Origin of the sequence: Vibrio sp. RC586 (assembly GCF_000176715.1) — a bacterium.
GTDB lineage: Bacteria > Pseudomonadota > Gammaproteobacteria > Enterobacterales > Vibrionaceae > Vibrio.
This window is the reverse complement of the sequence record NZ_ADBD01000007.1, coordinates 22,149-43,912: the sequence shown is the minus strand read 5'-3', so window position 1 is coordinate 43,912 and position 21,764 is coordinate 22,149. Positions and strand designations below refer to the sequence as shown.

Here is a 21,764-nt window from a genome sequence, read left to right as displayed (position 1 = left end):
TCCTGTTACACCCGAACTAAGTCCGGAATTCCGGACTATTTTGATAGGCTTTCCTTCATATCTCTTTTCGCTTCATTCAGGTATTGATCGAAAAGATGATTCGCAACATCTGTCCATTTCACTTGCTTTCCTGTGGCATAGCTTATTTCGATTGCAGCTCTTTCTAGTTTTATTTTTCGCTCCTCACTAACCCTTAGCGAAGTGTATTGTTTGCTCATGCTTAACCCTTGAAATAATCGCATTAAGATTAGTGCATTCTAGTATGCATGCATGTGTTATTTTTATGCATAGTTGCATACATCTATAAAACATTGTATTTTGCATTCTAATAAACATGCATACATGGGTACATATGTTTTTTATTGACCAACTTTTCATGCAGCAAGATTATCCTGACGGTGGTCTTCCATTCGTTGGGACGCATGTTATTGAACGGGTCGATTTAGAAACAGGGGAGAAGCTTCCACCTAGCGTTAACCAAAAGCTTTTAGAAGGATCATACAGCACTAAATTGACCATTCGTTGTAATGGCAACCGCGTTAGAGTTGAGGGTAATCCATCACGCTGGCAACGCATGGATAACTTAGTTGGCCTAACCACTCTCGATGAATGTGTTGAAATCTATAACAACGTTCTCGCCAAGTACGACTTACCTCCATTCACCAAAAACACCCGCGTATTCCACCGCCAAGCACCAGATGGAAAATCGTCATCTCTTATCGGTAACGGCGCTGAAATCACCCTCATTGACTGGACTCGTAATCATACAGTCGGGCAGGGAAAGGAAGCCTCCTTTATCCGTGGTATGTCATCTGTGCAAATCGGCCGTGGCCGAGAGCCAAAGTTTTATCCAAACGGCATGACCTGTAACTGGGGTGAGGCATCCGAATGGATGATGACAAAACTCTATTGCAAAGCTTACGAACTCCGTAAGCACCTCAAAGAAGACAAGCGCAAAAAGAATCGCGTTGTCACTGAACAACTTGAATACCTTGAAAAGCTTATCGGCTACTGCGAAGAGCAGGGCGTTGTACGAGAAGAGCACAGTCTCAGACAAAAACTATTGAAACGATACAACTTACAGTTTTATGGCTTGGTTACTGAACAAGACTTTCACGCACACTTAAACGACATCGAGAACGCCATGAAGACACTACACGCCACACACGACACACATCAATCTATTGCTCATCAGTTACTAGAAGCAGGAGCCGTTGATACGCTACGCAAAGCCAACTCCACCATGAGTTACTTTACTCTTTGGCAACATGGTTCCGACTTGAGGCTTGTATTAACTCGCTCTCAATTTTTTGAGCACAAAGCCCGTTTAAAGCAAATCGGTATCGACATCTCTCGTCCCTTCGATGTGTCTCGCATGTGTCCCACACTCAAGCGTTCTGAAGTCATCGAGGTTAAACCGCTTTCCGTTCCCGACTGGTATCGATTACCCGTTGTGGCTCAATCCAATGTACTGCCGTTCCGCGCAGTCGCTTAATCAATAGAGGTACTTATGCTCAAAATCGAAGTGTTCAAAGAGAATGAACGAGTTGAAACTCGAACCATTAAAGGCAAAGAGGACAAGCCGTCCCGAGTTATCTATGAACAAACCGCTTACGTCTATCTGGGCGGTAAATTCCCCGTAGAAATGAAACTCGGCCTAGAAGAAGGACAACCACCTTATGCAGCCGGACTCTATACCCCTCATAGCTCTAGTTACGTTGTTAATGCTTTCGGCGGTCTGGAGCTCAAAAAATACGGATTAACCATTGAACCACTAGAAGTCGAACTATAAAACAGATAAGGCTAGGGTAATGTTATGGAAAACGTCAGTTCAATCATACCGGAGCAAGACTTTACTTGCTCCTTTGCCGACCTTTTAAAACGTCCACGCCATGCGCAAGAGCCACAAAAACTAGAGCCTAAACGCACGATCATTCGATGGACAGAAGAGGAGAAAACACAGCTTACCGCCTTGTTTAAGCAGGGCACTAATGTTGACGAAATCGCTTCTCAACTCAATCGTCCGGTCGATGGCGTTCTAGGTCAAATCCGCAAGCTCGGCTTAAGACGTTGCAAGATGCTAACGCTTGAGCAAGAGCAATTCTTAAAACGTGACTTCTGGCTTTTGGGTGTCGAGGGTTGCGCTAAAAAGCTCTGTCGTAATCGTAGCACCATCGCTTATTACGCCAAGCTCCTTAACCTCAAAAAACCCACTCGAGACGAAGTTGACCCACCAATTCCACGCTGTTTATTACCTTATGACATGGTTAAACGGGTAGCGATTCTACAGCGCAAATCACCGACATCGAGAAACCAAGTTGAAGATGCGGTGGTTATCTTTTACGACAAGAACGGCCCGTCAACCTCAATGATGGCCATGCACCTAGACGAACTCTGTGCAGCCTTAGACAGACACTTTAGACGTAAGCCAGGCGTGACCGCATCAGCTTTGATGTATGGGTATAAGGCGGTGTGATATGAGCACTCGTTATAGAACTCATCGGTTCAAACGCCGTGACCATTGTCCCCAATGTGGGGATATCGACTTCCTATGCACCGAGTACATTATGGATAATCAAGTTTACATGTACGAGGAGCAGTGTCCTAGGTGTTATGACTTCTGGCAAATAGGCCTTGAAGACTCACTCAAGGATTACCGCAAATTCAACAACATCACATCTGGAGGCAAATGTGAAAAAGATCTTCTACAAGGGCGGCGTCAGCATGGTTAATCGCCAAGATGATCCAACGCATCAATGCACATCTTGTTATAAACCGTGGTTCCAAGATGAAATCTTTACAGGCTTAGCCGTTATGCAGCCGCAATGTCCGTCATGTGGCGCAGTCATTCGCAAGCTCACCAAAGACCAACCATTAATCACCAAATGACAGGGAGCTAACTGCCATAAGGCTTAAGCTTTGTGGCAGTTGAAACCTGTAACACAAATCAAGCCGCTTGAAATCCGTTACAAAAATCATCCATAAATCAAAACACCTTAGTGCGTATTAGGTGGTGCGGCATTATGTTGAGGGGCAGTCGTCAGTACCATTGCGTTAGCACTGACGGCCTCACTAGCAGCAGAACGTGGGCAGCTTGCTGAATCGTTCTGCAAGAGTGAGCCCGTAACATAATGGCGACTAATACGAATTCAGGTGTTTTCCCTTCTTAAAAACCCACAAAGAAAGCTTTTCTAAAATCCAGCCGTCCGCCGCAGTCATCAGCTTCGCTGATGCGAGGAGACGGAATTTCTACAGTTTCTATTGAGACAGCGGTCGCCGTGAACTTCATTGCCTCACTACGACTATTCGCTTATCTAACTCGATGACGACGGACGCACGACGACGAAGACTGAGGAGGAGGAGGAAGGAGGAAGCGGGTTAGACCCCCGTCTAGTATTACGAGGGTTAATTCCACTCCATGTATAGGCTTCACATTGCGTTTAGCGGTTGCAATCGTCTAATTGGCGAGTCTTGTCTGGATACTCCAGTACATAGCTAGCACCAAACTCTTTTTTTTGATTCGATGGATATAATTTAATTAATTTCATTTAGCAGTTATCTTTGTGATTCGATGTAGGCTTGCACACCATCCGCATAACCAAGAGCAAACGCCTGATGTACGCTCTTGTGTCTACCATCTCGTTCTGCTTGTGAATCCCCTAGAGCTGCAATGTTTAGAGAAATGTTGGCTAATAAATCTAGCCCTTGTTGATAACCTTGGTTATACGCACATTGACAACATTTATGACGTCCATTTCCATGCATTTGGTGCTCTTCTAGAGCTTCTAATCGTTGTTCATCTAATCTTTCTATGTGTTGGTTATTGCAAGGCATAATGTTTCCTTATGTTTGACGTTTCTAAAAAGTGAGTTGATAAAATACAGCAGTTGTTGGTTTCATTTTAAGGCAGTAATGTCATCGGCCAAAATGACCGCGAAGCGGTTCGGGTTCCTGTTACACCCGAACTAAGTCCGGAATTCCGGACTATTTTGATAGGCTTTCCTTCATATCTCTTTTCGCTTCATTCAGGTATTGATCGAAAAGATGATTCGCAACATCTGTCCATTTCACTTGCTTTCCTGTGGCATAGCTTATTTCGATTGCAGCTCTTTCTAGTTTTATTTTTCGCTCCTCACTAACCCTTAGCGAAGTGTATTGTTTGCTCATGCTTAACCCTTGAAATAATCGCATTAAGATTAGTGCATTCTAGTATGCATGCATGTGTTATTTTTATGCATAGTTGCATACATCTATAAAACATTGTATTTTGCATTCTAATAAACATGCATACATGGGTACATATGTTTTTTATTGACCAACTTTTCATGCAGCAAGATTATCCTGACGGTGGTCTTCCATTCGTTGGGACGCATGTTATTGAACGGGTCGATTTAGAAACAGGGGAGAAGCTTCCACCTAGCGTTAACCAAAAGCTTTTAGAAGGATCATACAGCACTAAATTGACCATTCGTTGTAATGGCAACCGCGTTAGAGTTGAGGGTAATCCATCACGCTGGCAACGCATGGATAACTTAGTTGGCCTAACCACTCTCGATGAATGTGTTGAAATCTATAACAACGTTCTCGCCAAGTACGACTTACCTCCATTCACCAAAAACACCCGCGTATTCCACCGCCAAGCACCAGATGGAAAATCGTCATCTCTTATCGGTAACGGCGCTGAAATCACCCTCATTGACTGGACTCGTAATCATACAGTCGGGCAGGGAAAGGAAGCCTCCTTTATCCGTGGTATGTCATCTGTGCAAATCGGCCGTGGCCGAGAGCCAAAGTTTTATCCAAACGGCATGACCTGTAACTGGGGTGAGGCATCCGAATGGATGATGACAAAACTCTATTGCAAAGCTTACGAACTCCGTAAGCACCTCAAAGAAGACAAGCGCAAAAAGAATCGCGTTGTCACTGAACAACTTGAATACCTTGAAAAGCTTATCGGCTACTGCGAAGAGCAGGGCGTTGTACGAGAAGAGCACAGTCTCAGACAAAAACTATTGAAACGATACAACTTACAGTTTTATGGCTTGGTTACTGAACAAGACTTTCACGCACACTTAAACGACATCGAGAACGCCATGAAGACACTACACGCCACACACGACACACATCAATCTATTGCTCATCAGTTACTAGAAGCAGGAGCCGTTGATACGCTACGCAAAGCCAACTCCACCATGAGTTACTTTACTCTTTGGCAACATGGTTCCGACTTGAGGCTTGTATTAACTCGCTCTCAATTTTTTGAGCACAAAGCCCGTTTAAAGCAAATCGGTATCGACATCTCTCGTCCCTTCGATGTGTCTCGCATGTGTCCCACACTCAAGCGTTCTGAAGTCATCGAGGTTAAACCGCTTTCCGTTCCCGACTGGTATCGATTACCCGTTGTGGCTCAATCCAATGTACTGCCGTTCCGCGCAGTCGCTTAATCAATAGAGGTACTTATGCTCAAAATCGAAGTGTTCAAAGAGAATGAACGAGTTGAAACTCGAACCATTAAAGGCAAAGAGGACAAGCCGTCCCGAGTTATCTATGAACAAACCGCTTACGTCTATCTGGGCGGTAAATTCCCCGTAGAAATGAAACTCGGCCTAGAAGAAGGACAACCACCTTATGCAGCCGGACTCTATACCCCTCATAGCTCTAGTTACGTTGTTAATGCTTTCGGCGGTCTGGAGCTCAAAAAATACGGATTAACCATTGAACCACTAGAAGTCGAACTATAAAACAGATAAGGCTAGGGTAATGTTATGGAAAACGTCAGTTCAATCATACCGGAGCAAGACTTTACTTGCTCCTTTGCCGACCTTTTAAAACGTCCACGCCATGCGCAAGAGCCACAAAAACTAGAGCCTAAACGCACGATCATTCGATGGACAGAAGAGGAGAAAACACAGCTTACCGCCTTGTTTAAGCAGGGCACTAATGTTGACGAAATCGCTTCTCAACTCAATCGTCCGGTCGATGGCGTTCTAGGTCAAATCCGCAAGCTCGGCTTAAGACGTTGCAAGATGCTAACGCTTGAGCAAGAGCAATTCTTAAAACGTGACTTCTGGCTTTTGGGTGTCGAGGGTTGCGCTAAAAAGCTCTGTCGTAATCGTAGCACCATCGCTTATTACGCCAAGCTCCTTAACCTCAAAAAACCCACTCGAGACGAAGTTGACCCACCAATTCCACGCTGTTTATTACCTTATGACATGGTTAAACGGGTAGCGATTCTACAGCGCAAATCACCGACATCGAGAAACCAAGTTGAAGATGCGGTGGTTATCTTTTACGACAAGAACGGCCCGTCAACCTCAATGATGGCCATGCACCTAGACGAACTCTGTGCAGCCTTAGACAGACACTTTAGACGTAAGCCAGGCGTGACCGCATCAGCTTTGATGTATGGGTATAAGGCGGTGTGATATGAGCACTCGTTATAGAACTCATCGGTTCAAACGCCGTGACCATTGTCCCCAATGTGGGGATATCGACTTCCTATGCACCGAGTACATTATGGATAATCAAGTTTACATGTACGAGGAGCAGTGTCCTAGGTGTTATGACTTCTGGCAAATAGGCCTTGAAGACTCACTCAAGGATTACCGCAAATTCAACAACATCACATCTGGAGGCAAATGTGAAAAAGATCTTCTACAAGGGCGGCGTCAGCATGGTTAATCGCCAAGATGATCCAACGCATCAATGCACATCTTGTTATAAACCGTGGTTCCAAGATGAAATCTTTACAGGCTTAGCCGTTATGCAGCCGCAATGTCCGTCATGTGGCGCAGTCATTCGCAAGCTCACCAAAGACCAACCATTAATCACCAAATGACAGGGAGCTAACTGCCATAAGGCTTAAGCTTTGTGGCAGTTGAAACCTGTAACACAAATCAAGCCGCTTGAAATCCGTTACAAAAATCATCCATAAATCAAAACACCTTAGTGCGTATTAGGTGGTGCGGCATTATGTTGAGGGGCAGTCGTCAGTACCATTGCGTTAGCACTGACGGCCTCACTAGCAGCAGAACGTGGGCAGCTTGCTGAATCGTTCTGCAAGAGTGAGCCCGTAACATAATGGCGACTAATACGAATTCAGGTGTTTTCCCTTCTTAAAAACCCACAAAGAAAGCTTTTCTAAAATCCAGCCGTCCGCCGCAGTCATCAGCTTCGCTGATGCGAGGAGACGGAATTTCTACAGTTTCTATTGAGACAGCGGTCGCCGTGAACTTCATTGCCTCACTACGACTATTCGCTTATCTAACTCGATGACGACGGACGCACGACGACGAAGACTGAGGAGGAGGAGGAAGGAGGAAGCGGGTTAGACCCCCGTCTAGTATTACGAGGGTTAATTCCACTCCATGTATAGGCTTCACATTGCGTTTAGCGGTTGCAATCGTCTAATTGGCGAGTCTTGTCTGGATACTCCAGTACATAGCTAGCACCAAACTCTTTTTTTTGATTCGATGGATATAATTTAATTAATTTCATTTAGCAGTTATCTTTGTGATTCGATGTAGGCTTGCACACCATCCGCATAACCAAGAGCAAACGCCTGATGTACGCTCTTGTGTCTACCATCTCGTTCTGCTTGTGAATCCCCTAGAGCTGCAATGTTTAGAGAAATGTTGGCTAATAAATCTAGCCCTTGTTGATAACCTTGGTTATACGCACATTGACAACATTTATGACGTCCATTTCCATGCATTTGGTGCTCTTCTAGAGCTTCTAATCGTTGTTCATCTAATCTTTCTATGTGTTGGTTATTGCAAGGCATAATGTTTCCTTATGTTTGACGTTTCTAAAAAGTGAGTTGATAAAATACAGCAGTTGTTGGTTTCATTTTAAGGCAGTAATGTCATCGGCCAAAATGACCGCGAAGCGGTTCGGGTTCCTGTTACACCCGAACTAAGTCCGGAATTCCGGACTATTTTGATAGGCTTTCCTTCATATCTCTTTTCGCTTCATTCAGGTATTGATCGAAAAGATGATTCGCAACATCTGTCCATTTCACTTGCTTTCCTGTGGCATAGCTTATTTCGATTGCAGCTCTTTCTAGTTTTATTTTTCGCTCCTCACTAACCCTTAGCGAAGTGTATTGTTTGCTCATGCTTAACCCTTGAAATAATCGCATTAAGATTAGTGCATTCTAGTATGCATGCATGTGTTATTTTTATGCATAGTTGCATACATCTATAAAACATTGTATTTTGCATTCTAATAAACATGCATACATGGGTACATATGTTTTTTATTGACCAACTTTTCATGCAGCAAGATTATCCTGACGGTGGTCTTCCATTCGTTGGGACGCATGTTATTGAACGGGTCGATTTAGAAACAGGGGAGAAGCTTCCACCTAGCGTTAACCAAAAGCTTTTAGAAGGATCATACAGCACTAAATTGACCATTCGTTGTAATGGCAACCGCGTTAGAGTTGAGGGTAATCCATCACGCTGGCAACGCATGGATAACTTAGTTGGCCTAACCACTCTCGATGAATGTGTTGAAATCTATAACAACGTTCTCGCCAAGTACGACTTACCTCCATTCACCAAAAACACCCGCGTATTCCACCGCCAAGCACCAGATGGAAAATCGTCATCTCTTATCGGTAACGGCGCTGAAATCACCCTCATTGACTGGACTCGTAATCATACAGTCGGGCAGGGAAAGGAAGCCTCCTTTATCCGTGGTATGTCATCTGTGCAAATCGGCCGTGGCCGAGAGCCAAAGTTTTATCCAAACGGCATGACCTGTAACTGGGGTGAGGCATCCGAATGGATGATGACAAAACTCTATTGCAAAGCTTACGAACTCCGTAAGCACCTCAAAGAAGACAAGCGCAAAAAGAATCGCGTTGTCACTGAACAACTTGAATACCTTGAAAAGCTTATCGGCTACTGCGAAGAGCAGGGCGTTGTACGAGAAGAGCACAGTCTCAGACAAAAACTATTGAAACGATACAACTTACAGTTTTATGGCTTGGTTACTGAACAAGACTTTCACGCACACTTAAACGACATCGAGAACGCCATGAAGACACTACACGCCACACACGACACACATCAATCTATTGCTCATCAGTTACTAGAAGCAGGAGCCGTTGATACGCTACGCAAAGCCAACTCCACCATGAGTTACTTTACTCTTTGGCAACATGGTTCCGACTTGAGGCTTGTATTAACTCGCTCTCAATTTTTTGAGCACAAAGCCCGTTTAAAGCAAATCGGTATCGACATCTCTCGTCCCTTCGATGTGTCTCGCATGTGTCCCACACTCAAGCGTTCTGAAGTCATCGAGGTTAAACCGCTTTCCGTTCCCGACTGGTATCGATTACCCGTTGTGGCTCAATCCAATGTACTGCCGTTCCGCGCAGTCGCTTAATCAATAGAGGTACTTATGCTCAAAATCGAAGTGTTCAAAGAGAATGAACGAGTTGAAACTCGAACCATTAAAGGCAAAGAGGACAAGCCGTCCCGAGTTATCTATGAACAAACCGCTTACGTCTATCTGGGCGGTAAATTCCCCGTAGAAATGAAACTCGGCCTAGAAGAAGGACAACCACCTTATGCAGCCGGACTCTATACCCCTCATAGCTCTAGTTACGTTGTTAATGCTTTCGGCGGTCTGGAGCTCAAAAAATACGGATTAACCATTGAACCACTAGAAGTCGAACTATAAAACAGATAAGGCTAGGGTAATGTTATGGAAAACGTCAGTTCAATCATACCGGAGCAAGACTTTACTTGCTCCTTTGCCGACCTTTTAAAACGTCCACGCCATGCGCAAGAGCCACAAAAACTAGAGCCTAAACGCACGATCATTCGATGGACAGAAGAGGAGAAAACACAGCTTACCGCCTTGTTTAAGCAGGGCACTAATGTTGACGAAATCGCTTCTCAACTCAATCGTCCGGTCGATGGCGTTCTAGGTCAAATCCGCAAGCTCGGCTTAAGACGTTGCAAGATGCTAACGCTTGAGCAAGAGCAATTCTTAAAACGTGACTTCTGGCTTTTGGGTGTCGAGGGTTGCGCTAAAAAGCTCTGTCGTAATCGTAGCACCATCGCTTATTACGCCAAGCTCCTTAACCTCAAAAAACCCACTCGAGACGAAGTTGACCCACCAATTCCACGCTGTTTATTACCTTATGACATGGTTAAACGGGTAGCGATTCTACAGCGCAAATCACCGACATCGAGAAACCAAGTTGAAGATGCGGTGGTTATCTTTTACGACAAGAACGGCCCGTCAACCTCAATGATGGCCATGCACCTAGACGAACTCTGTGCAGCCTTAGACAGACACTTTAGACGTAAGCCAGGCGTGACCGCATCAGCTTTGATGTATGGGTATAAGGCGGTGTGATATGAGCACTCGTTATAGAACTCATCGGTTCAAACGCCGTGACCATTGTCCCCAATGTGGGGATATCGACTTCCTATGCACCGAGTACATTATGGATAATCAAGTTTACATGTACGAGGAGCAGTGTCCTAGGTGTTATGACTTCTGGCAAATAGGCCTTGAAGACTCACTCAAGGATTACCGCAAATTCAACAACATCACATCTGGAGGCAAATGTGAAAAAGATCTTCTACAAGGGCGGCGTCAGCATGGTTAATCGCCAAGATGATCCAACGCATCAATGCACATCTTGTTATAAACCGTGGTTCCAAGATGAAATCTTTACAGGCTTAGCCGTTATGCAGCCGCAATGTCCGTCATGTGGCGCAGTCATTCGCAAGCTCACCAAAGACCAACCATTAATCACCAAATGACAGGGAGCTAACTGCCATAAGGCTTAAGCTTTGTGGCAGTTGAAACCTGTAACACAAATCAAGCCGCTTGAAATCCGTTACAAAAATCATCCATAAATCAAAACACCTTAGTGCGTATTAGGTGGTGCGGCATTATGTTGAGGGGCAGTCGTCAGTACCATTGCGTTAGCACTGACGGCCTCACTAGCAGCAGAACGTGGGCAGCTTGCTGAATCGTTCTGCAAGAGTGAGCCCGTAACATAATGGCGACTAATACGAATTCAGGTGTTTTCCCTTCTTAAAAACCCACAAAGAAAGCTTTTCTAAAATCCAGCCGTCCGCCGCAGTCATCAGCTTCGCTGATGCGAGGAGACGGAATTTCTACAGTTTCTATTGAGACAGCGGTCGCCGTGAACTTCATTGCCTCACTACGACTATTCGCTTATCTAACTCGATGACGACGGACGCACGACGACGAAGACTGAGGAGGAGGAGGAAGGAGGAAGCGGGTTAGACCCCCGTCTAGTATTACGAGGGTTAATTCCACTCCATGTATAGGCTTCACATTGCGTTTAGCGGTTGCAATCGTCTAATTGGCGAGTCTTGTCTGGATACTCCAGTACATAGCTAGCACCAAACTCTTTTTTTTGATTCGATGGATATAATTTAATTAATTTCATTTAGCAGTTATCTTTGTGATTCGATGTAGGCTTGCACACCATCCGCATAACCAAGAGCAAACGCCTGATGTACGCTCTTGTGTCTACCATCTCGTTCTGCTTGTGAATCCCCTAGAGCTGCAATGTTTAGAGAAATGTTGGCTAATAAATCTAGCCCTTGTTGATAACCTTGGTTATACGCACATTGACAACATTTATGACGTCCATTTCCATGCATTTGGTGCTCTTCTAGAGCTTCTAATCGTTGTTCATCTAATCTTTCTATGTGTTGGTTATTGCAAGGCATAATGTTTCCTTATGTTTGACGTTTCTAAAAAGTGAGTTGATAAAATACAGCAGTTGTTGGTTTCATTTTAAGGCAGTAATGTCATCGGCCAAAATGACCGCGAAGCGGTTCGGGTTCCTGTTACACCCGAACTAAGTCCGGAATTCCGGACTATTTTGATAGGCTTTCCTTCATATCTCTTTTCGCTTCATTCAGGTATTGATCGAAAAGATGATTCGCAACATCTGTCCATTTCACTTGCTTTCCTGTGGCATAGCTTATTTCGATTGCAGCTCTTTCTAGTTTTATTTTTCGCTCCTCACTAACCCTTAGCGAAGTGTATTGTTTGCTCATGCTTAACCCTTGAAATAATCGCATTAAGATTAGTGCATTCTAGTATGCATGCATGTGTTATTTTTATGCATAGTTGCATACATCTATAAAACATTGTATTTTGCATTCTAATAAACATGCATACATGGGTACATATGTTTTTTATTGACCAACTTTTCATGCAGCAAGATTATCCTGACGGTGGTCTTCCATTCGTTGGGACGCATGTTATTGAACGGGTCGATTTAGAAACAGGGGAGAAGCTTCCACCTAGCGTTAACCAAAAGCTTTTAGAAGGATCATACAGCACTAAATTGACCATTCGTTGTAATGGCAACCGCGTTAGAGTTGAGGGTAATCCATCACGCTGGCAACGCATGGATAACTTAGTTGGCCTAACCACTCTCGATGAATGTGTTGAAATCTATAACAACGTTCTCGCCAAGTACGACTTACCTCCATTCACCAAAAACACCCGCGTATTCCACCGCCAAGCACCAGATGGAAAATCGTCATCTCTTATCGGTAACGGCGCTGAAATCACCCTCATTGACTGGACTCGTAATCATACAGTCGGGCAGGGAAAGGAAGCCTCCTTTATCCGTGGTATGTCATCTGTGCAAATCGGCCGTGGCCGAGAGCCAAAGTTTTATCCAAACGGCATGACCTGTAACTGGGGTGAGGCATCCGAATGGATGATGACAAAACTCTATTGCAAAGCTTACGAACTCCGTAAGCACCTCAAAGAAGACAAGCGCAAAAAGAATCGCGTTGTCACTGAACAACTTGAATACCTTGAAAAGCTTATCGGCTACTGCGAAGAGCAGGGCGTTGTACGAGAAGAGCACAGTCTCAGACAAAAACTATTGAAACGATACAACTTACAGTTTTATGGCTTGGTTACTGAACAAGACTTTCACGCACACTTAAACGACATCGAGAACGCCATGAAGACACTACACGCCACACACGACACACATCAATCTATTGCTCATCAGTTACTAGAAGCAGGAGCCGTTGATACGCTACGCAAAGCCAACTCCACCATGAGTTACTTTACTCTTTGGCAACATGGTTCCGACTTGAGGCTTGTATTAACTCGCTCTCAATTTTTTGAGCACAAAGCCCGTTTAAAGCAAATCGGTATCGACATCTCTCGTCCCTTCGATGTGTCTCGCATGTGTCCCACACTCAAGCGTTCTGAAGTCATCGAGGTTAAACCGCTTTCCGTTCCCGACTGGTATCGATTACCCGTTGTGGCTCAATCCAATGTACTGCCGTTCCGCGCAGTCGCTTAATCAATAGAGGTACTTATGCTCAAAATCGAAGTGTTCAAAGAGAATGAACGAGTTGAAACTCGAACCATTAAAGGCAAAGAGGACAAGCCGTCCCGAGTTATCTATGAACAAACCGCTTACGTCTATCTGGGCGGTAAATTCCCCGTAGAAATGAAACTCGGCCTAGAAGAAGGACAACCACCTTATGCAGCCGGACTCTATACCCCTCATAGCTCTAGTTACGTTGTTAATGCTTTCGGCGGTCTGGAGCTCAAAAAATACGGATTAACCATTGAACCACTAGAAGTCGAACTATAAAACAGATAAGGCTAGGGTAATGTTATGGAAAACGTCAGTTCAATCATACCGGAGCAAGACTTTACTTGCTCCTTTGCCGACCTTTTAAAACGTCCACGCCATGCGCAAGAGCCACAAAAACTAGAGCCTAAACGCACGATCATTCGATGGACAGAAGAGGAGAAAACACAGCTTACCGCCTTGTTTAAGCAGGGCACTAATGTTGACGAAATCGCTTCTCAACTCAATCGTCCGGTCGATGGCGTTCTAGGTCAAATCCGCAAGCTCGGCTTAAGACGTTGCAAGATGCTAACGCTTGAGCAAGAGCAATTCTTAAAACGTGACTTCTGGCTTTTGGGTGTCGAGGGTTGCGCTAAAAAGCTCTGTCGTAATCGTAGCACCATCGCTTATTACGCCAAGCTCCTTAACCTCAAAAAACCCACTCGAGACGAAGTTGACCCACCAATTCCACGCTGTTTATTACCTTATGACATGGTTAAACGGGTAGCGATTCTACAGCGCAAATCACCGACATCGAGAAACCAAGTTGAAGATGCGGTGGTTATCTTTTACGACAAGAACGGCCCGTCAACCTCAATGATGGCCATGCACCTAGACGAACTCTGTGCAGCCTTAGACAGACACTTTAGACGTAAGCCAGGCGTGACCGCATCAGCTTTGATGTATGGGTATAAGGCGGTGTGATATGAGCACTCGTTATAGAACTCATCGGTTCAAACGCCGTGACCATTGTCCCCAATGTGGGGATATCGACTTCCTATGCACCGAGTACATTATGGATAATCAAGTTTACATGTACGAGGAGCAGTGTCCTAGGTGTTATGACTTCTGGCAAATAGGCCTTGAAGACTCACTCAAGGATTACCGCAAATTCAACAACATCACATCTGGAGGCAAATGTGAAAAAGATCTTCTACAAGGGCGGCGTCAGCATGGTTAATCGCCAAGATGATCCAACGCATCAATGCACATCTTGTTATAAACCGTGGTTCCAAGATGAAATCTTTACAGGCTTAGCCGTTATGCAGCCGCAATGTCCGTCATGTGGCGCAGTCATTCGCAAGCTCACCAAAGACCAACCATTAATCACCAAATGACAGGGAGCTAACTGCCATAAGGCTTAAGCTTTGTGGCAGTTGAAACCTGTAACACAAATCAAGCCGCTTGAAATCCGTTACAAAAATCATCCATAAATCAAAACACCTTAGTGCGTATTAGGTGTATTATGTTAAATTTGAATTGAGTGTAAGTTAGTACACCAACTTTTAGGCTATTAATTCATTCAACATAAATCATTTACCATAAAATACCTAATAATCATACTTATCATTTCCAATGTTAAGTATGATTATTAGGTAATAAAACGATTAACAACATTTACTATATCTTTACCACGAATAGGCTTTAGTACAATGTCGTTCATTCCAGCATCAATACAATTCTGTTTATCACTTCCTGCAGTATGAGCGGTTAAAGCAATGATTGGGATATCGATATTTTTACTTCTGATCTTTTTAGTTGCTGCTATGCCATCCATTATCGGCATGGAAATGTCCATAAGAATAAGATCAAAAATACTATTCATCTCTAATAACTCAATTGCTTCTCGTCCATTTTCAGCAATCGTTACATCATACCCCATTTTATTAAGTAGAAGCTGGATAACCATTTGATTCGTTTTTGTATCTTCTACCACAAGAATATGTTGGTTTCTTGTGACTGAACTTTGCTCTGAATCAGCAACCCTTTGTTTCATTTGCTTTATACGTGAACTCAAAGGAATATGAAGAGTAAAGATTGTTCCAACATTAATTTCACTGTCCACATGGATTGTTCCCTGCATTAATTCAATGAGATGCTTTGTTATTGCAAGACCTAACCCTGTACCTCCATAATGCCTTGTTATCGAATTATCGGCCTGAACAAATGGCGTAAATAATTGTTGGATCCGTTTTCTTTCAATACCAATTCCAGTATCTTGAATCCGAAAACTTACTCCATCTTCAGCATAGTTTAACTGTACATCCACATGGCCTTTCTTAGTGAACTTAACGGCATTGCCAACAATATTAAATAAAATCTGAGTTAATCTAGCTGAGTCTGTGTAGTACTCTAATGTTTGATCTTTATTAATGATAATATTGAAGCGAATACCTTTATCCTGTGCGATCTGTCGGTGATAAACCAAAGATTGTTCTAGCTTCTTCTCAAGGTCTATCCAGTGACAGTGTAACGAGAAGTGACCAGACTCAATTCGGCTTAAATCTAAAATATCATTAATAATAATCAAAAGTAACTCAGCTGAACTCTCCATTTGCTCTAGCAACTCAACTTGGTAACTCGTTGAATCATTTCTTAAAATATCTATAAGTCCGAGCACTGCATTTAATGGAGTCCTAAGTTCATGGCTCATCATCGCAAGAAAATTTGATTTAGATTGACTAGCTTGTTCCGCTAGCTTTTGTGCTAGCTTCAGCTCTCTTGTTCTTATTTCCACAAGCCTTTGTAATTCTTCTTTATGCTCAATATCTGAGATTGCTCTTTCTAGCAAAGGACGAAAGCGTGACAGTGTATCTTTTGCTTCGAGAGAAAACTGCCCTTTCTCATGACCAAGAAGCATTAGGATAGAATCACTGATCTGGGCGCGAATTCCAATAATCAATACTGAATTAACGAGATTGTTTTTCGTTTTATCTAAACAAGAAAATTCATCTAGCTTGTAAGGTTCAAATAATAGTATGCAATCTCCATTAAGAACGCGTTGAAATTTACTATTATTTAAAAATCTCATGTTATTGAATATGGAGTTTGAACTCAAAAATGTTTGGAATTCATTATCATTTCTATCTTTAGATATAACGACAAAGTCATCAAATTTGATATATCTATGAAGCAATTTTTTCAATTCTTCGAAAATATTATTTTTATTAGCTGCCACACTAAACGCCGATATAGCTGACAAAATAACTCTATTTTCTTCCGATACCAATTTTCCTCGGTCAATGCTTCGATGTAGTTCTAAGGTTAACTCAGTGAGTTTTTCTGTGTATTCAGAGTTCATCAGTTATGCCTCATAAAATACAACTGAAGAAATCATTAAGTTGCCATGGGCATTTTCACCATTAATAAATCTTCCTTGCTCACCAAAAGTGAATGGACAAATAAAGTCACTCTCACCAAGTTGCTCAACCATTTTCTGATGAACTTTATATATATCTTCACCCAAGCGTAACATTGAGCCAGCACAAAAAATCGTTAAAGAACCAAAAACAGATCTATTTTGATAACTTTTATGACTAGCTTCTTGAACGACTCGAGATACTCGATCAATTAACTGATTTTTCGATCCTGTCATTAGACTAATACGCTCCCCAACTTCTACATTGGCAAAGACTTCTAGGCCACCATCCGATGTTCTTCTGACTGGATGTGTTAATTTATATTGCTGAGAGCCAAAATTTTCACCAACAACTCGCCCTAAAGGAAAACGAGTTACGAGATCAAAAATATATTGTTCGGCAATTTGAATTCCAGAGTGGTCGGCTACCCATTCCTTATATATTTTACTAGCAGATTCATTATCAATTTCTTGAATGACTCTTCCATTTGCTTTAGTGATTGTCCCCGAAAACTCGGTTGGTGAATATCCTGCACTAAACCCACTGAATACAGGTTGAGACGGGAATAATACTTGCAGAGCAACCCCCTCGCTTGTTACACCACTCTCAGTAAAAATTGACCACTTTTTGTTGATATAATTATCTGCAGCACTGCCACCAATAATTGGGACTTGCCCGCCAAATTTCCTATCAATATTTTCAATCAAACTTTCTTCAATGCCGGGTGTACCATGTAGTAAAACAATACTAGGCAACTCACCAACTCTATTTGCATTTTTCAAGGCATTGTCAATAACCTGGTCAACCAATCTAGCTATTGGTATAGATTCGCTTTGCAGTGCTATGGCGCTACCATATGCAGCCTGTGGATTATCATAAATTCCAAGCAAACCGATAACAGGGTTTGGAAAATAACCTTCTTGAGTCATGACCCCTCGGCATGAAGAACAACCAATGATGGGAATATTGGGGAAAGCATCGGTAAGTGCTGCACCTAAACTCTGTGCATCATACTCTTCGGTGAAATAACATACCAAATTTGACAAATTTCCATCACCTAAAGCGCCTTTGAGCTCAAGGATACAAGATGTCAAATCAGTCTTAGTGGAAACGGTTGTTTTTAGCCACATTACAAAAATTCATTACTCAATGAAGCACTCTTTATACCCGATATACCAAGGCGTTTAAATAGCGCCAAGCTATGGTTTAACTTTTAGATGACATCTTAGGACTCATACAACAGTTTTAATGTTATAGCCTGGTTAATGATAATGGCAACCCCATCATCATTTAGAGTAAATATAATGCTGTATTCCTGCTCTCTCCTTTTTAAGTGATATGGTAACCACTTGATCTTCAACACCAAATTGGCAGAACTTGTCTACATGACATGTCACAACAATATCACGCTCATACGTGAGTGTTCGCCAAACAAAAGCACCAATCAAAACTACCAATGTGATTAGAATTTGAACAAGTCGAGCTTTTGTCAGTTTTTCTGTTGCCATGAATGCGCATTCCTCGTGTAACAAACTTCAAATTTTTGAAATAAAAGGCCAAAACCTGATGGAGTGTAAGGTTACTACACTGTCATTGAATTGTTAATTGAAGTATAGTTACACGTTGAAAATGCCACTTTTTCATAAAGTCAGCAATAAGAATTATCACATTGAATGTCATTGTTTTTGTTGTGGATTTGGGTGGTGTTACGATGAAAGTCGTGTTGGAAGTAAAAAGTGTAGTTAATTAAACATTGGAAGCATGCAAATGAGCCAAGAAAAGCAGCTTGAACAAAACTACAACTATACCGTGGTTCGCCAATTTACCCTGGTGACAATTCTCTGGGGTATCGTCGGTATGGCTGTAGGAGTTTTAATTGCCGCTCAATTAGTTTGGCCACAGCTAAACTTTGATACGCCGTGGTTGACGTATAGTCGCTTACGTCCTCTGCATACTAATGCGGTAATTTTTGCGTTTGGTACTAGCGCCCTGTTTGCAACATCATACTATGTTGTGCAGCGCACTTGCCAAACTCGTCTATTCGGTGGACCGTTAGTTCCATTTACGTTTTGGGGATGGCAAGCCATCATTGTTTCTGCAGCTATCTCTTTACCTTTAGGTTACACCTCAGGTAAAGAGTATGCGGAATTAGAATGGCCAATCGACATTGCCATTGCAGCTGTATGGGTTGCGTATGCTGTCGTATTCTTTGGCACTTTAGTCAAACGTAAAACCTCACATATTTATGTCGCTAACTGGTTCTTTGGAGCCTTCATCATTACTGTTGCGATATTGCATATCGTTAATAGTATGGCGCTACCAATATATTGGGGTAAGTCATACTCTATTTATGCTGGAGCTGTCGATGCAATGGTGCAATGGTGGTATGGGCATAACGCCGTAGGTTTTCTGCTTACAGCCGGTTTCCTTGGCATGATGTATTACTTTGTTCCTAAGCAAGCTGAACGCCCAGTCTACTCTTACCGTCTGTCTATCGTTCACTTCTGGGCTTTGATTTCACTCTATATCTGGGCAGGTCCTCACCATCTGCACTACACTGCCCTACCTGACTGGACTCAGTCTCTCGGTATGGTGATGTCGCTTGTGTTGTTCGCTCCTTCTTGGGGGGGGATGATCAATGGTATCATGACTCTTTCTGGCGCATGGCATAAGTTACGTTATGATCCAATTCTACGTTTCTTGATCGTTTCTCTTTCCTTCTATGGCATGTCTACCTTTGAAGGTCCAATGATGTCGATCAAAACAGTTAACGCATTATCCCACTACACAGACTGGACGATTGGTCACGTTCACTCTGGTGCTTTAGGTTGGGTTGCTATGGTTTCGATTGGCTCTGTATATCATCTTATCCCACGTCTCTTTGGGCAAGAACGTATGTACTCAGTCAGCCTTATCAACGCTCACTTTTGGTTAGCGACAATTGGTACTGTTTTGTACATCGTTGCCATGTGGATTTCAGGTGTTATGCAAGGTTTGATGTGGCGTACAGTGAACTCGGACGGCACATTGACTTATAGCTTTGTAGAATCGGTACAAGCATCGTACCCGTTCTATACCGTACGTTTTATCGGTGGATTCATCTTCTTGTCGGGGATGTTCCTAATGGCCTACAACACCTATAAGACCATTTCTGCACCTAAAAATAGCTTAAAAGCTATTGTACAGCCGGCATAAGGAGAATTAAGCAATGAGTTCTAATTCTAATAATCGCCATGAATTCCTTGAGCGTAATGTCGGTTTGCTTGCCATTTTCATTGTTTTTGCAATCAGTTGGGGGGCTCTAGTTGAGATAACCCCTCTTATTTTCCAAAAGCAAACTACGGAAGCAGTACAAAACCTCAAGCCCTACACAGCCTTACAGTTGGAAGGTCGAGATGTATACATTCGTGAAGGTTGTAACGTCTGTCATAGCCAAATGGTTCGTCCATTTCGTTCAGAAACAGAGCGTTATGGTCACTACTCTGTTGCAGGTGAAAGTGTATGGGAACATCCATTCTTATGGGGTTCTAAGCGTACAGGGCCTGATTTAGCTCGTGTTGGCGGTCGTTATTCTGATGAATGGCATCGAGTTCATCTGTTGAATCCTCGTGAGCTTGTTCCTGAGTCAAATATGCCTGCGTTCCCGTGGTTGGCAAAAAACACTTTGGACGGCAAGTACACCCAACAAAAAATGACCTTGTTCCGTGACCAATTTGGTGTTCCATACACTGATGAACAAATTGCAAACGCGACAAAAGATGTAGAAGGTAAAACAGAGATGGATGCCATCATTGCTTATCTTCAGTCTCTTGGCCACGCAATGAAATAACAGAGGTAATTATGGATATCGGTACTATTCACAGTATTTGGACCATAGTGCTGTTCACATGCTTTATAGGCGTAGTTTGGTGGGCTTATGGAAAAAAACGCAAAGCGCGTTTTGATGAAGCCGCTAATCTTATTTTCGCTGATGAAGAGCAAAATACCTCTAAAAACAAGGAGTGACTAAGTAATGACTACATTCTGGAGTCTTTGGATCATCGTTATTACCGTTGGTACTTTGCTAGGTTGCGCTATTCTGCTCGTTTGGTGTCTGAAAGACAAAATGGGAGTTGAAGAAGGCGTTGACATGGGCCACGAGTACGATGGTATTCGCGAATTAAACAATCCGCTGCCAAAATGGTGGACCTATCTATTCATCGGTACTTTCATTTTTGCAGCTATTTATCTAACTCTATACCCTGGTTTAGGTAGCTTTACAGGCGTCCTTGGCTGGAAAAGCTCAGATCAAACCGTTCGTTCTCTTGAAGAGTCTCGCGCTTCGATTGCTGCTGCGCAGCAAAACAAGCAGCTTGTACAGTATTCAAAAGAACTCGATGATGCGGAAGCTTATTATGGAGAAGCATTTAAGCGTCTGGCATACCAAGATGGCACTACTAACCTACGTGATATCCCTGATATTGCAGCAGATAGTGAGGCACTCAAAGTCGGTCAACGTCTATTTTTGCAAAACTGTTCTCAATGCCATGGTTCTGATGCTCGTGGCCAAAAAGGCTTCCCTAACCTAACCGATGACGCTTGGTTATACGGTGGTGAACCACAAGCAATTGTGACCACTATTCGCCATGGACGTATTGGACAAATGCCAGCATGGAAAGATATTTTAGGAGAACAGGGCGTAAAAGAAGTTGTAAGTTATGCTTTGAGCCTATCAGGTCGTTCTGTCAATGCTAAAGAAGCGGAAGCGGGTAAAGCACGCTTTGCTGTTTGTTCAGCTTGTCATAGTACAGATGGTAAAGGAAACCCAGCCTTTGGAGCGCCAAACCTAACAGATAATGATTGGTTATTTGGTGATTCTCGTGCTGATGTAACCGAGACGGTTATGAACGGTCGCTCAGGTGTTATGCCTGCGTGGATCAATACTTTAGGTGAAGAAAAGATTCAATTGGTTGCCGCTTATGTATGGAGCTTAAGCAACTCAGAGAATAAGTAACATTCTAATAACA

The 21,764-nt window shown here is 43.0% G+C and carries 30 protein-coding genes; 20 read left to right on the top strand and 10 right to left on the bottom strand.

Translation table 11 applies throughout. From position 1 onward, the window contains the following. Nucleotides 1-35: 35 nt before the first annotated feature. Nucleotides 36-218: a hypothetical protein gene (locus tag VOA_RS0117370; protein ID WP_000043895.1), complete on the bottom strand. Its 183-nt coding sequence runs from the start codon at nucleotides 216-218 to the stop codon at nucleotides 36-38. 134 nt (nucleotides 219-352) lie between these two features. On the opposite strand from VOA_RS0117370, the gene VOA_RS13750 reads away from it, so the two are divergent. From VOA_RS13750 to VOA_RS13765, 4 genes are all read left to right on the top strand, one after another. Next, a complete protein-coding gene (locus VOA_RS13750; protein ID WP_000465031.1) occupies nucleotides 353-1,495 on the top strand; it encodes a phage/plasmid replication protein, II/X family in 1,143 nt (380 codons plus the stop codon). Nucleotides 1,496-1,510: 15 nt separating this feature from the next. After that, nucleotides 1,511-1,792, top strand: a complete 282-nt coding sequence (locus tag VOA_RS13755) for a single-stranded DNA-binding protein (protein ID WP_000912327.1) — start codon at nucleotides 1,511-1,513, stop codon at nucleotides 1,790-1,792. Nucleotides 1,793-1,816: 24 nt separating this feature from the next. Beyond that, nucleotides 1,817-2,476, top strand: a complete 660-nt coding sequence (locus VOA_RS13760; protein ID WP_000432687.1) for a hypothetical protein — start codon at nucleotides 1,817-1,819, stop codon at nucleotides 2,474-2,476. A 215-nt stretch (nucleotides 2,477-2,691) separates the two neighbouring features. Further along, nucleotides 2,692-2,889: a hypothetical protein gene (locus VOA_RS13765; RefSeq protein ID WP_000719387.1), complete on the top strand. Its 198-nt coding sequence runs from the start codon at nucleotides 2,692-2,694 to the stop codon at nucleotides 2,887-2,889. A 666-nt stretch (nucleotides 2,890-3,555) separates the two neighbouring features. Here VOA_RS13765 and VOA_RS13770 read toward each other — a convergent pair. Then, nucleotides 3,556-3,834: a hypothetical protein gene (locus tag VOA_RS13770; protein WP_001112229.1), complete on the bottom strand. Its 279-nt coding sequence runs from the start codon at nucleotides 3,832-3,834 to the stop codon at nucleotides 3,556-3,558. Nucleotides 3,835-3,984: 150 nt separating this feature from the next. After that, a complete protein-coding gene (locus VOA_RS0117365) occupies nucleotides 3,985-4,167 on the bottom strand; it encodes a hypothetical protein (RefSeq protein ID WP_000043895.1) in 183 nt (60 codons plus the stop codon). A 134-nt stretch (nucleotides 4,168-4,301) separates the two neighbouring features. Between VOA_RS0117365 and VOA_RS13775 the strand changes: the two genes are divergently transcribed. The 4 genes from VOA_RS13775 (at nucleotide 4,302) to VOA_RS13790 (ending at nucleotide 6,838) form a co-directional block, all read left to right on the top strand. Beyond that, a complete protein-coding gene (locus VOA_RS13775; RefSeq protein WP_000465031.1) occupies nucleotides 4,302-5,444 on the top strand; it encodes a phage/plasmid replication protein, II/X family in 1,143 nt (380 codons plus the stop codon). 15 nt (nucleotides 5,445-5,459) lie between these two features. Beyond that, entirely contained in the window at nucleotides 5,460-5,741 is a 282-nt protein-coding gene (locus VOA_RS13780; protein WP_000912327.1) for a single-stranded DNA-binding protein, read from the top strand. A 24-nt stretch (nucleotides 5,742-5,765) separates the two neighbouring features. After that, entirely contained in the window at nucleotides 5,766-6,425 is a 660-nt protein-coding gene (locus VOA_RS13785) for a hypothetical protein (RefSeq protein ID WP_000432687.1), read from the top strand. Nucleotides 6,426-6,640: 215 nt separating this feature from the next. Continuing rightward, entirely contained in the window at nucleotides 6,641-6,838 is a 198-nt protein-coding gene (locus tag VOA_RS13790; protein WP_000719387.1) for a hypothetical protein, read from the top strand. Between the two features lie 666 nt (nucleotides 6,839-7,504). Here the strand turns inward: VOA_RS13790 and VOA_RS13795 are convergent. After that, the gene (locus VOA_RS13795; RefSeq protein ID WP_001112229.1) at nucleotides 7,505-7,783 is read right to left on the bottom strand and encodes a hypothetical protein; all 279 of its coding nucleotides are present in this window, start codon (nucleotides 7,781-7,783) and stop codon (nucleotides 7,505-7,507) included. 150 nt (nucleotides 7,784-7,933) lie between these two features. Next, nucleotides 7,934-8,116 carry a hypothetical protein gene (locus VOA_RS0117360; RefSeq protein WP_000043895.1) on the bottom strand — a complete coding sequence of 61 codons (183 nt, stop codon included), beginning with the start codon at nucleotides 8,114-8,116 and terminating at the stop codon, nucleotides 7,934-7,936. 134 nt (nucleotides 8,117-8,250) lie between these two features. Between VOA_RS0117360 and VOA_RS13800 the strand changes: the two genes are divergently transcribed. From VOA_RS13800 to VOA_RS13815, 4 genes are all read left to right on the top strand, one after another. Beyond that, nucleotides 8,251-9,393 carry a phage/plasmid replication protein, II/X family gene (locus tag VOA_RS13800; RefSeq protein ID WP_000465031.1) on the top strand — a complete coding sequence of 381 codons (1,143 nt, stop codon included), beginning with the start codon at nucleotides 8,251-8,253 and terminating at the stop codon, nucleotides 9,391-9,393. Between the two features lie 15 nt (nucleotides 9,394-9,408). Beyond that, a complete protein-coding gene (locus VOA_RS13805) occupies nucleotides 9,409-9,690 on the top strand; it encodes a single-stranded DNA-binding protein (RefSeq protein ID WP_000912327.1) in 282 nt (93 codons plus the stop codon). A 24-nt stretch (nucleotides 9,691-9,714) separates the two neighbouring features. Continuing rightward, nucleotides 9,715-10,374, top strand: a complete 660-nt coding sequence (locus VOA_RS13810; protein WP_000432687.1) for a hypothetical protein — start codon at nucleotides 9,715-9,717, stop codon at nucleotides 10,372-10,374. Between the two features lie 215 nt (nucleotides 10,375-10,589). After that, on the top strand, nucleotides 10,590-10,787 hold the full coding sequence (locus VOA_RS13815; protein WP_000719387.1) for a hypothetical protein: 198 nt from the start codon (nucleotides 10,590-10,592) through the stop codon (nucleotides 10,785-10,787). Nucleotides 10,788-11,453: 666 nt separating this feature from the next. Here the strand turns inward: VOA_RS13815 and VOA_RS13820 are convergent. After that, nucleotides 11,454-11,732: a hypothetical protein gene (locus VOA_RS13820; RefSeq protein WP_001112229.1), complete on the bottom strand. Its 279-nt coding sequence runs from the start codon at nucleotides 11,730-11,732 to the stop codon at nucleotides 11,454-11,456. A gap of 150 nt (nucleotides 11,733-11,882) precedes the next feature. Continuing rightward, the gene (locus tag VOA_RS0117355) at nucleotides 11,883-12,065 is read right to left on the bottom strand and encodes a hypothetical protein (RefSeq protein WP_000043895.1); all 183 of its coding nucleotides are present in this window, start codon (nucleotides 12,063-12,065) and stop codon (nucleotides 11,883-11,885) included. 134 nt (nucleotides 12,066-12,199) lie between these two features. Here VOA_RS0117355 and VOA_RS13825 point away from each other — a divergent pair, with 134 nt between their 5' ends. From VOA_RS13825 to VOA_RS13840, 4 genes are all read left to right on the top strand, one after another. Continuing rightward, nucleotides 12,200-13,342, top strand: a complete 1,143-nt coding sequence (locus VOA_RS13825; protein WP_000465031.1) for a phage/plasmid replication protein, II/X family — start codon at nucleotides 12,200-12,202, stop codon at nucleotides 13,340-13,342. Between the two features lie 15 nt (nucleotides 13,343-13,357). Next, a complete protein-coding gene (locus VOA_RS13830) occupies nucleotides 13,358-13,639 on the top strand; it encodes a single-stranded DNA-binding protein (RefSeq protein WP_000912327.1) in 282 nt (93 codons plus the stop codon). Nucleotides 13,640-13,663: 24 nt separating this feature from the next. Continuing rightward, on the top strand, nucleotides 13,664-14,323 hold the full coding sequence (locus VOA_RS13835) for a hypothetical protein (RefSeq protein WP_000432687.1): 660 nt from the start codon (nucleotides 13,664-13,666) through the stop codon (nucleotides 14,321-14,323). A 215-nt stretch (nucleotides 14,324-14,538) separates the two neighbouring features. Then, nucleotides 14,539-14,736, top strand: a complete 198-nt coding sequence (locus tag VOA_RS13840; RefSeq protein ID WP_000719387.1) for a hypothetical protein — start codon at nucleotides 14,539-14,541, stop codon at nucleotides 14,734-14,736. Between the two features lie 254 nt (nucleotides 14,737-14,990). Here the strand turns inward: VOA_RS13840 and VOA_RS13845 are convergent, their stop codons facing one another. From VOA_RS13845 to VOA_RS0117350, 3 genes are all read right to left on the bottom strand, one after another. Beyond that, nucleotides 14,991-16,700 (bottom strand): ATP-binding protein, encoded by a 1,710-nt coding sequence (locus tag VOA_RS13845; RefSeq protein WP_001083807.1) that lies wholly within the window; start codon nucleotides 16,698-16,700, stop codon nucleotides 14,991-14,993. A 3-nt stretch (nucleotides 16,701-16,703) separates the two neighbouring features. Beyond that, nucleotides 16,704-17,888, bottom strand: coding sequence for an FIST signal transduction protein (locus VOA_RS13850; protein WP_000266446.1), 1,185 nt, complete (start codon nucleotides 17,886-17,888; stop codon nucleotides 16,704-16,706). A 156-nt stretch (nucleotides 17,889-18,044) separates the two neighbouring features. Continuing rightward, nucleotides 18,045-18,266 (bottom strand): hypothetical protein, encoded by a 222-nt coding sequence (locus VOA_RS0117350; protein WP_050413472.1) that lies wholly within the window; start codon nucleotides 18,264-18,266, stop codon nucleotides 18,045-18,047. Between the two features lie 259 nt (nucleotides 18,267-18,525). On the opposite strand from VOA_RS0117350, the gene ccoN reads away from it, so the two are divergent. The 4 genes from ccoN to ccoP are packed head-to-tail and all read left to right on the top strand — an operon-like array spanning nucleotide 18,526 to nucleotide 21,751. After that, on the top strand, nucleotides 18,526-19,953 hold the full coding sequence (gene ccoN, locus VOA_RS13855; RefSeq protein WP_000076723.1) for a cytochrome-c oxidase, cbb3-type subunit I: 1,428 nt from the start codon (nucleotides 18,526-18,528) through the stop codon (nucleotides 19,951-19,953). A 13-nt stretch (nucleotides 19,954-19,966) separates the two neighbouring features. Continuing rightward, the gene (ccoO, locus tag VOA_RS13860) at nucleotides 19,967-20,587 is read left to right on the top strand and encodes a cytochrome-c oxidase, cbb3-type subunit II (protein ID WP_000097774.1); all 621 of its coding nucleotides are present in this window, start codon (nucleotides 19,967-19,969) and stop codon (nucleotides 20,585-20,587) included. A gap of 11 nt (nucleotides 20,588-20,598) precedes the next feature. Next, a complete protein-coding gene (locus VOA_RS13865) occupies nucleotides 20,599-20,763 on the top strand; it encodes a CcoQ/FixQ family Cbb3-type cytochrome c oxidase assembly chaperone (RefSeq protein ID WP_000351117.1) in 165 nt (54 codons plus the stop codon). Between the two features lie 7 nt (nucleotides 20,764-20,770). After that, the gene (ccoP, locus tag VOA_RS13870; protein WP_000206869.1) at nucleotides 20,771-21,751 is read left to right on the top strand and encodes a cytochrome-c oxidase, cbb3-type subunit III; all 981 of its coding nucleotides are present in this window, start codon (nucleotides 20,771-20,773) and stop codon (nucleotides 21,749-21,751) included. Nucleotides 21,752-21,764: the final 13 nt, after the last annotated feature.

Coding starts and splice junctions, on each gene's coding strand:
- VOA_RS13820 (WP_001112229.1), bottom strand. CDS start 11,732: ATGCCTTGCAATAACCAACACATAGAAAGATTAGATGAACAACGATTA.
- VOA_RS0117370 (WP_000043895.1), bottom strand. CDS start 218: ATGAGCAAACAATACACTTCGCTAAGGGTTAGTGAGGAGCGAAAAATA.
- VOA_RS13800 (WP_000465031.1), top strand. CDS start 8,251: ATGTTTTTTATTGACCAACTTTTCATGCAGCAAGATTATCCTGACGGT.
- ccoN (WP_000076723.1), top strand. CDS start 18,526: ATGAGCCAAGAAAAGCAGCTTGAACAAAACTACAACTATACCGTGGTT.
- VOA_RS13865 (WP_000351117.1), top strand. CDS start 20,599: ATGGATATCGGTACTATTCACAGTATTTGGACCATAGTGCTGTTCACA.
- VOA_RS0117360 (WP_000043895.1), bottom strand. CDS start 8,116: ATGAGCAAACAATACACTTCGCTAAGGGTTAGTGAGGAGCGAAAAATA.
- VOA_RS13825 (WP_000465031.1), top strand. CDS start 12,200: ATGTTTTTTATTGACCAACTTTTCATGCAGCAAGATTATCCTGACGGT.
- VOA_RS13770 (WP_001112229.1), bottom strand. CDS start 3,834: ATGCCTTGCAATAACCAACACATAGAAAGATTAGATGAACAACGATTA.
- VOA_RS13835 (WP_000432687.1), top strand. CDS start 13,664: ATGGAAAACGTCAGTTCAATCATACCGGAGCAAGACTTTACTTGCTCC.
- VOA_RS0117365 (WP_000043895.1), bottom strand. CDS start 4,167: ATGAGCAAACAATACACTTCGCTAAGGGTTAGTGAGGAGCGAAAAATA.
- VOA_RS13755 (WP_000912327.1), top strand. CDS start 1,511: ATGCTCAAAATCGAAGTGTTCAAAGAGAATGAACGAGTTGAAACTCGA.
- VOA_RS13785 (WP_000432687.1), top strand. CDS start 5,766: ATGGAAAACGTCAGTTCAATCATACCGGAGCAAGACTTTACTTGCTCC.
- VOA_RS13760 (WP_000432687.1), top strand. CDS start 1,817: ATGGAAAACGTCAGTTCAATCATACCGGAGCAAGACTTTACTTGCTCC.
- VOA_RS0117355 (WP_000043895.1), bottom strand. CDS start 12,065: ATGAGCAAACAATACACTTCGCTAAGGGTTAGTGAGGAGCGAAAAATA.
- VOA_RS13845 (WP_001083807.1), bottom strand. CDS start 16,700: ATGAACTCTGAATACACAGAAAAACTCACTGAGTTAACCTTAGAACTA.
- VOA_RS13780 (WP_000912327.1), top strand. CDS start 5,460: ATGCTCAAAATCGAAGTGTTCAAAGAGAATGAACGAGTTGAAACTCGA.
- ccoO (WP_000097774.1), top strand. CDS start 19,967: ATGAGTTCTAATTCTAATAATCGCCATGAATTCCTTGAGCGTAATGTC.
- VOA_RS13775 (WP_000465031.1), top strand. CDS start 4,302: ATGTTTTTTATTGACCAACTTTTCATGCAGCAAGATTATCCTGACGGT.
- VOA_RS13795 (WP_001112229.1), bottom strand. CDS start 7,783: ATGCCTTGCAATAACCAACACATAGAAAGATTAGATGAACAACGATTA.
- VOA_RS0117350 (WP_050413472.1), bottom strand. CDS start 18,266: ATGGCAACAGAAAAACTGACAAAAGCTCGACTTGTTCAAATTCTAATC.
- VOA_RS13810 (WP_000432687.1), top strand. CDS start 9,715: ATGGAAAACGTCAGTTCAATCATACCGGAGCAAGACTTTACTTGCTCC.
- VOA_RS13830 (WP_000912327.1), top strand. CDS start 13,358: ATGCTCAAAATCGAAGTGTTCAAAGAGAATGAACGAGTTGAAACTCGA.
- ccoP (WP_000206869.1), top strand. CDS start 20,771: ATGACTACATTCTGGAGTCTTTGGATCATCGTTATTACCGTTGGTACT.
- VOA_RS13805 (WP_000912327.1), top strand. CDS start 9,409: ATGCTCAAAATCGAAGTGTTCAAAGAGAATGAACGAGTTGAAACTCGA.
- VOA_RS13850 (WP_000266446.1), bottom strand. CDS start 17,888: ATGTGGCTAAAAACAACCGTTTCCACTAAGACTGATTTGACATCTTGT.
- VOA_RS13750 (WP_000465031.1), top strand. CDS start 353: ATGTTTTTTATTGACCAACTTTTCATGCAGCAAGATTATCCTGACGGT.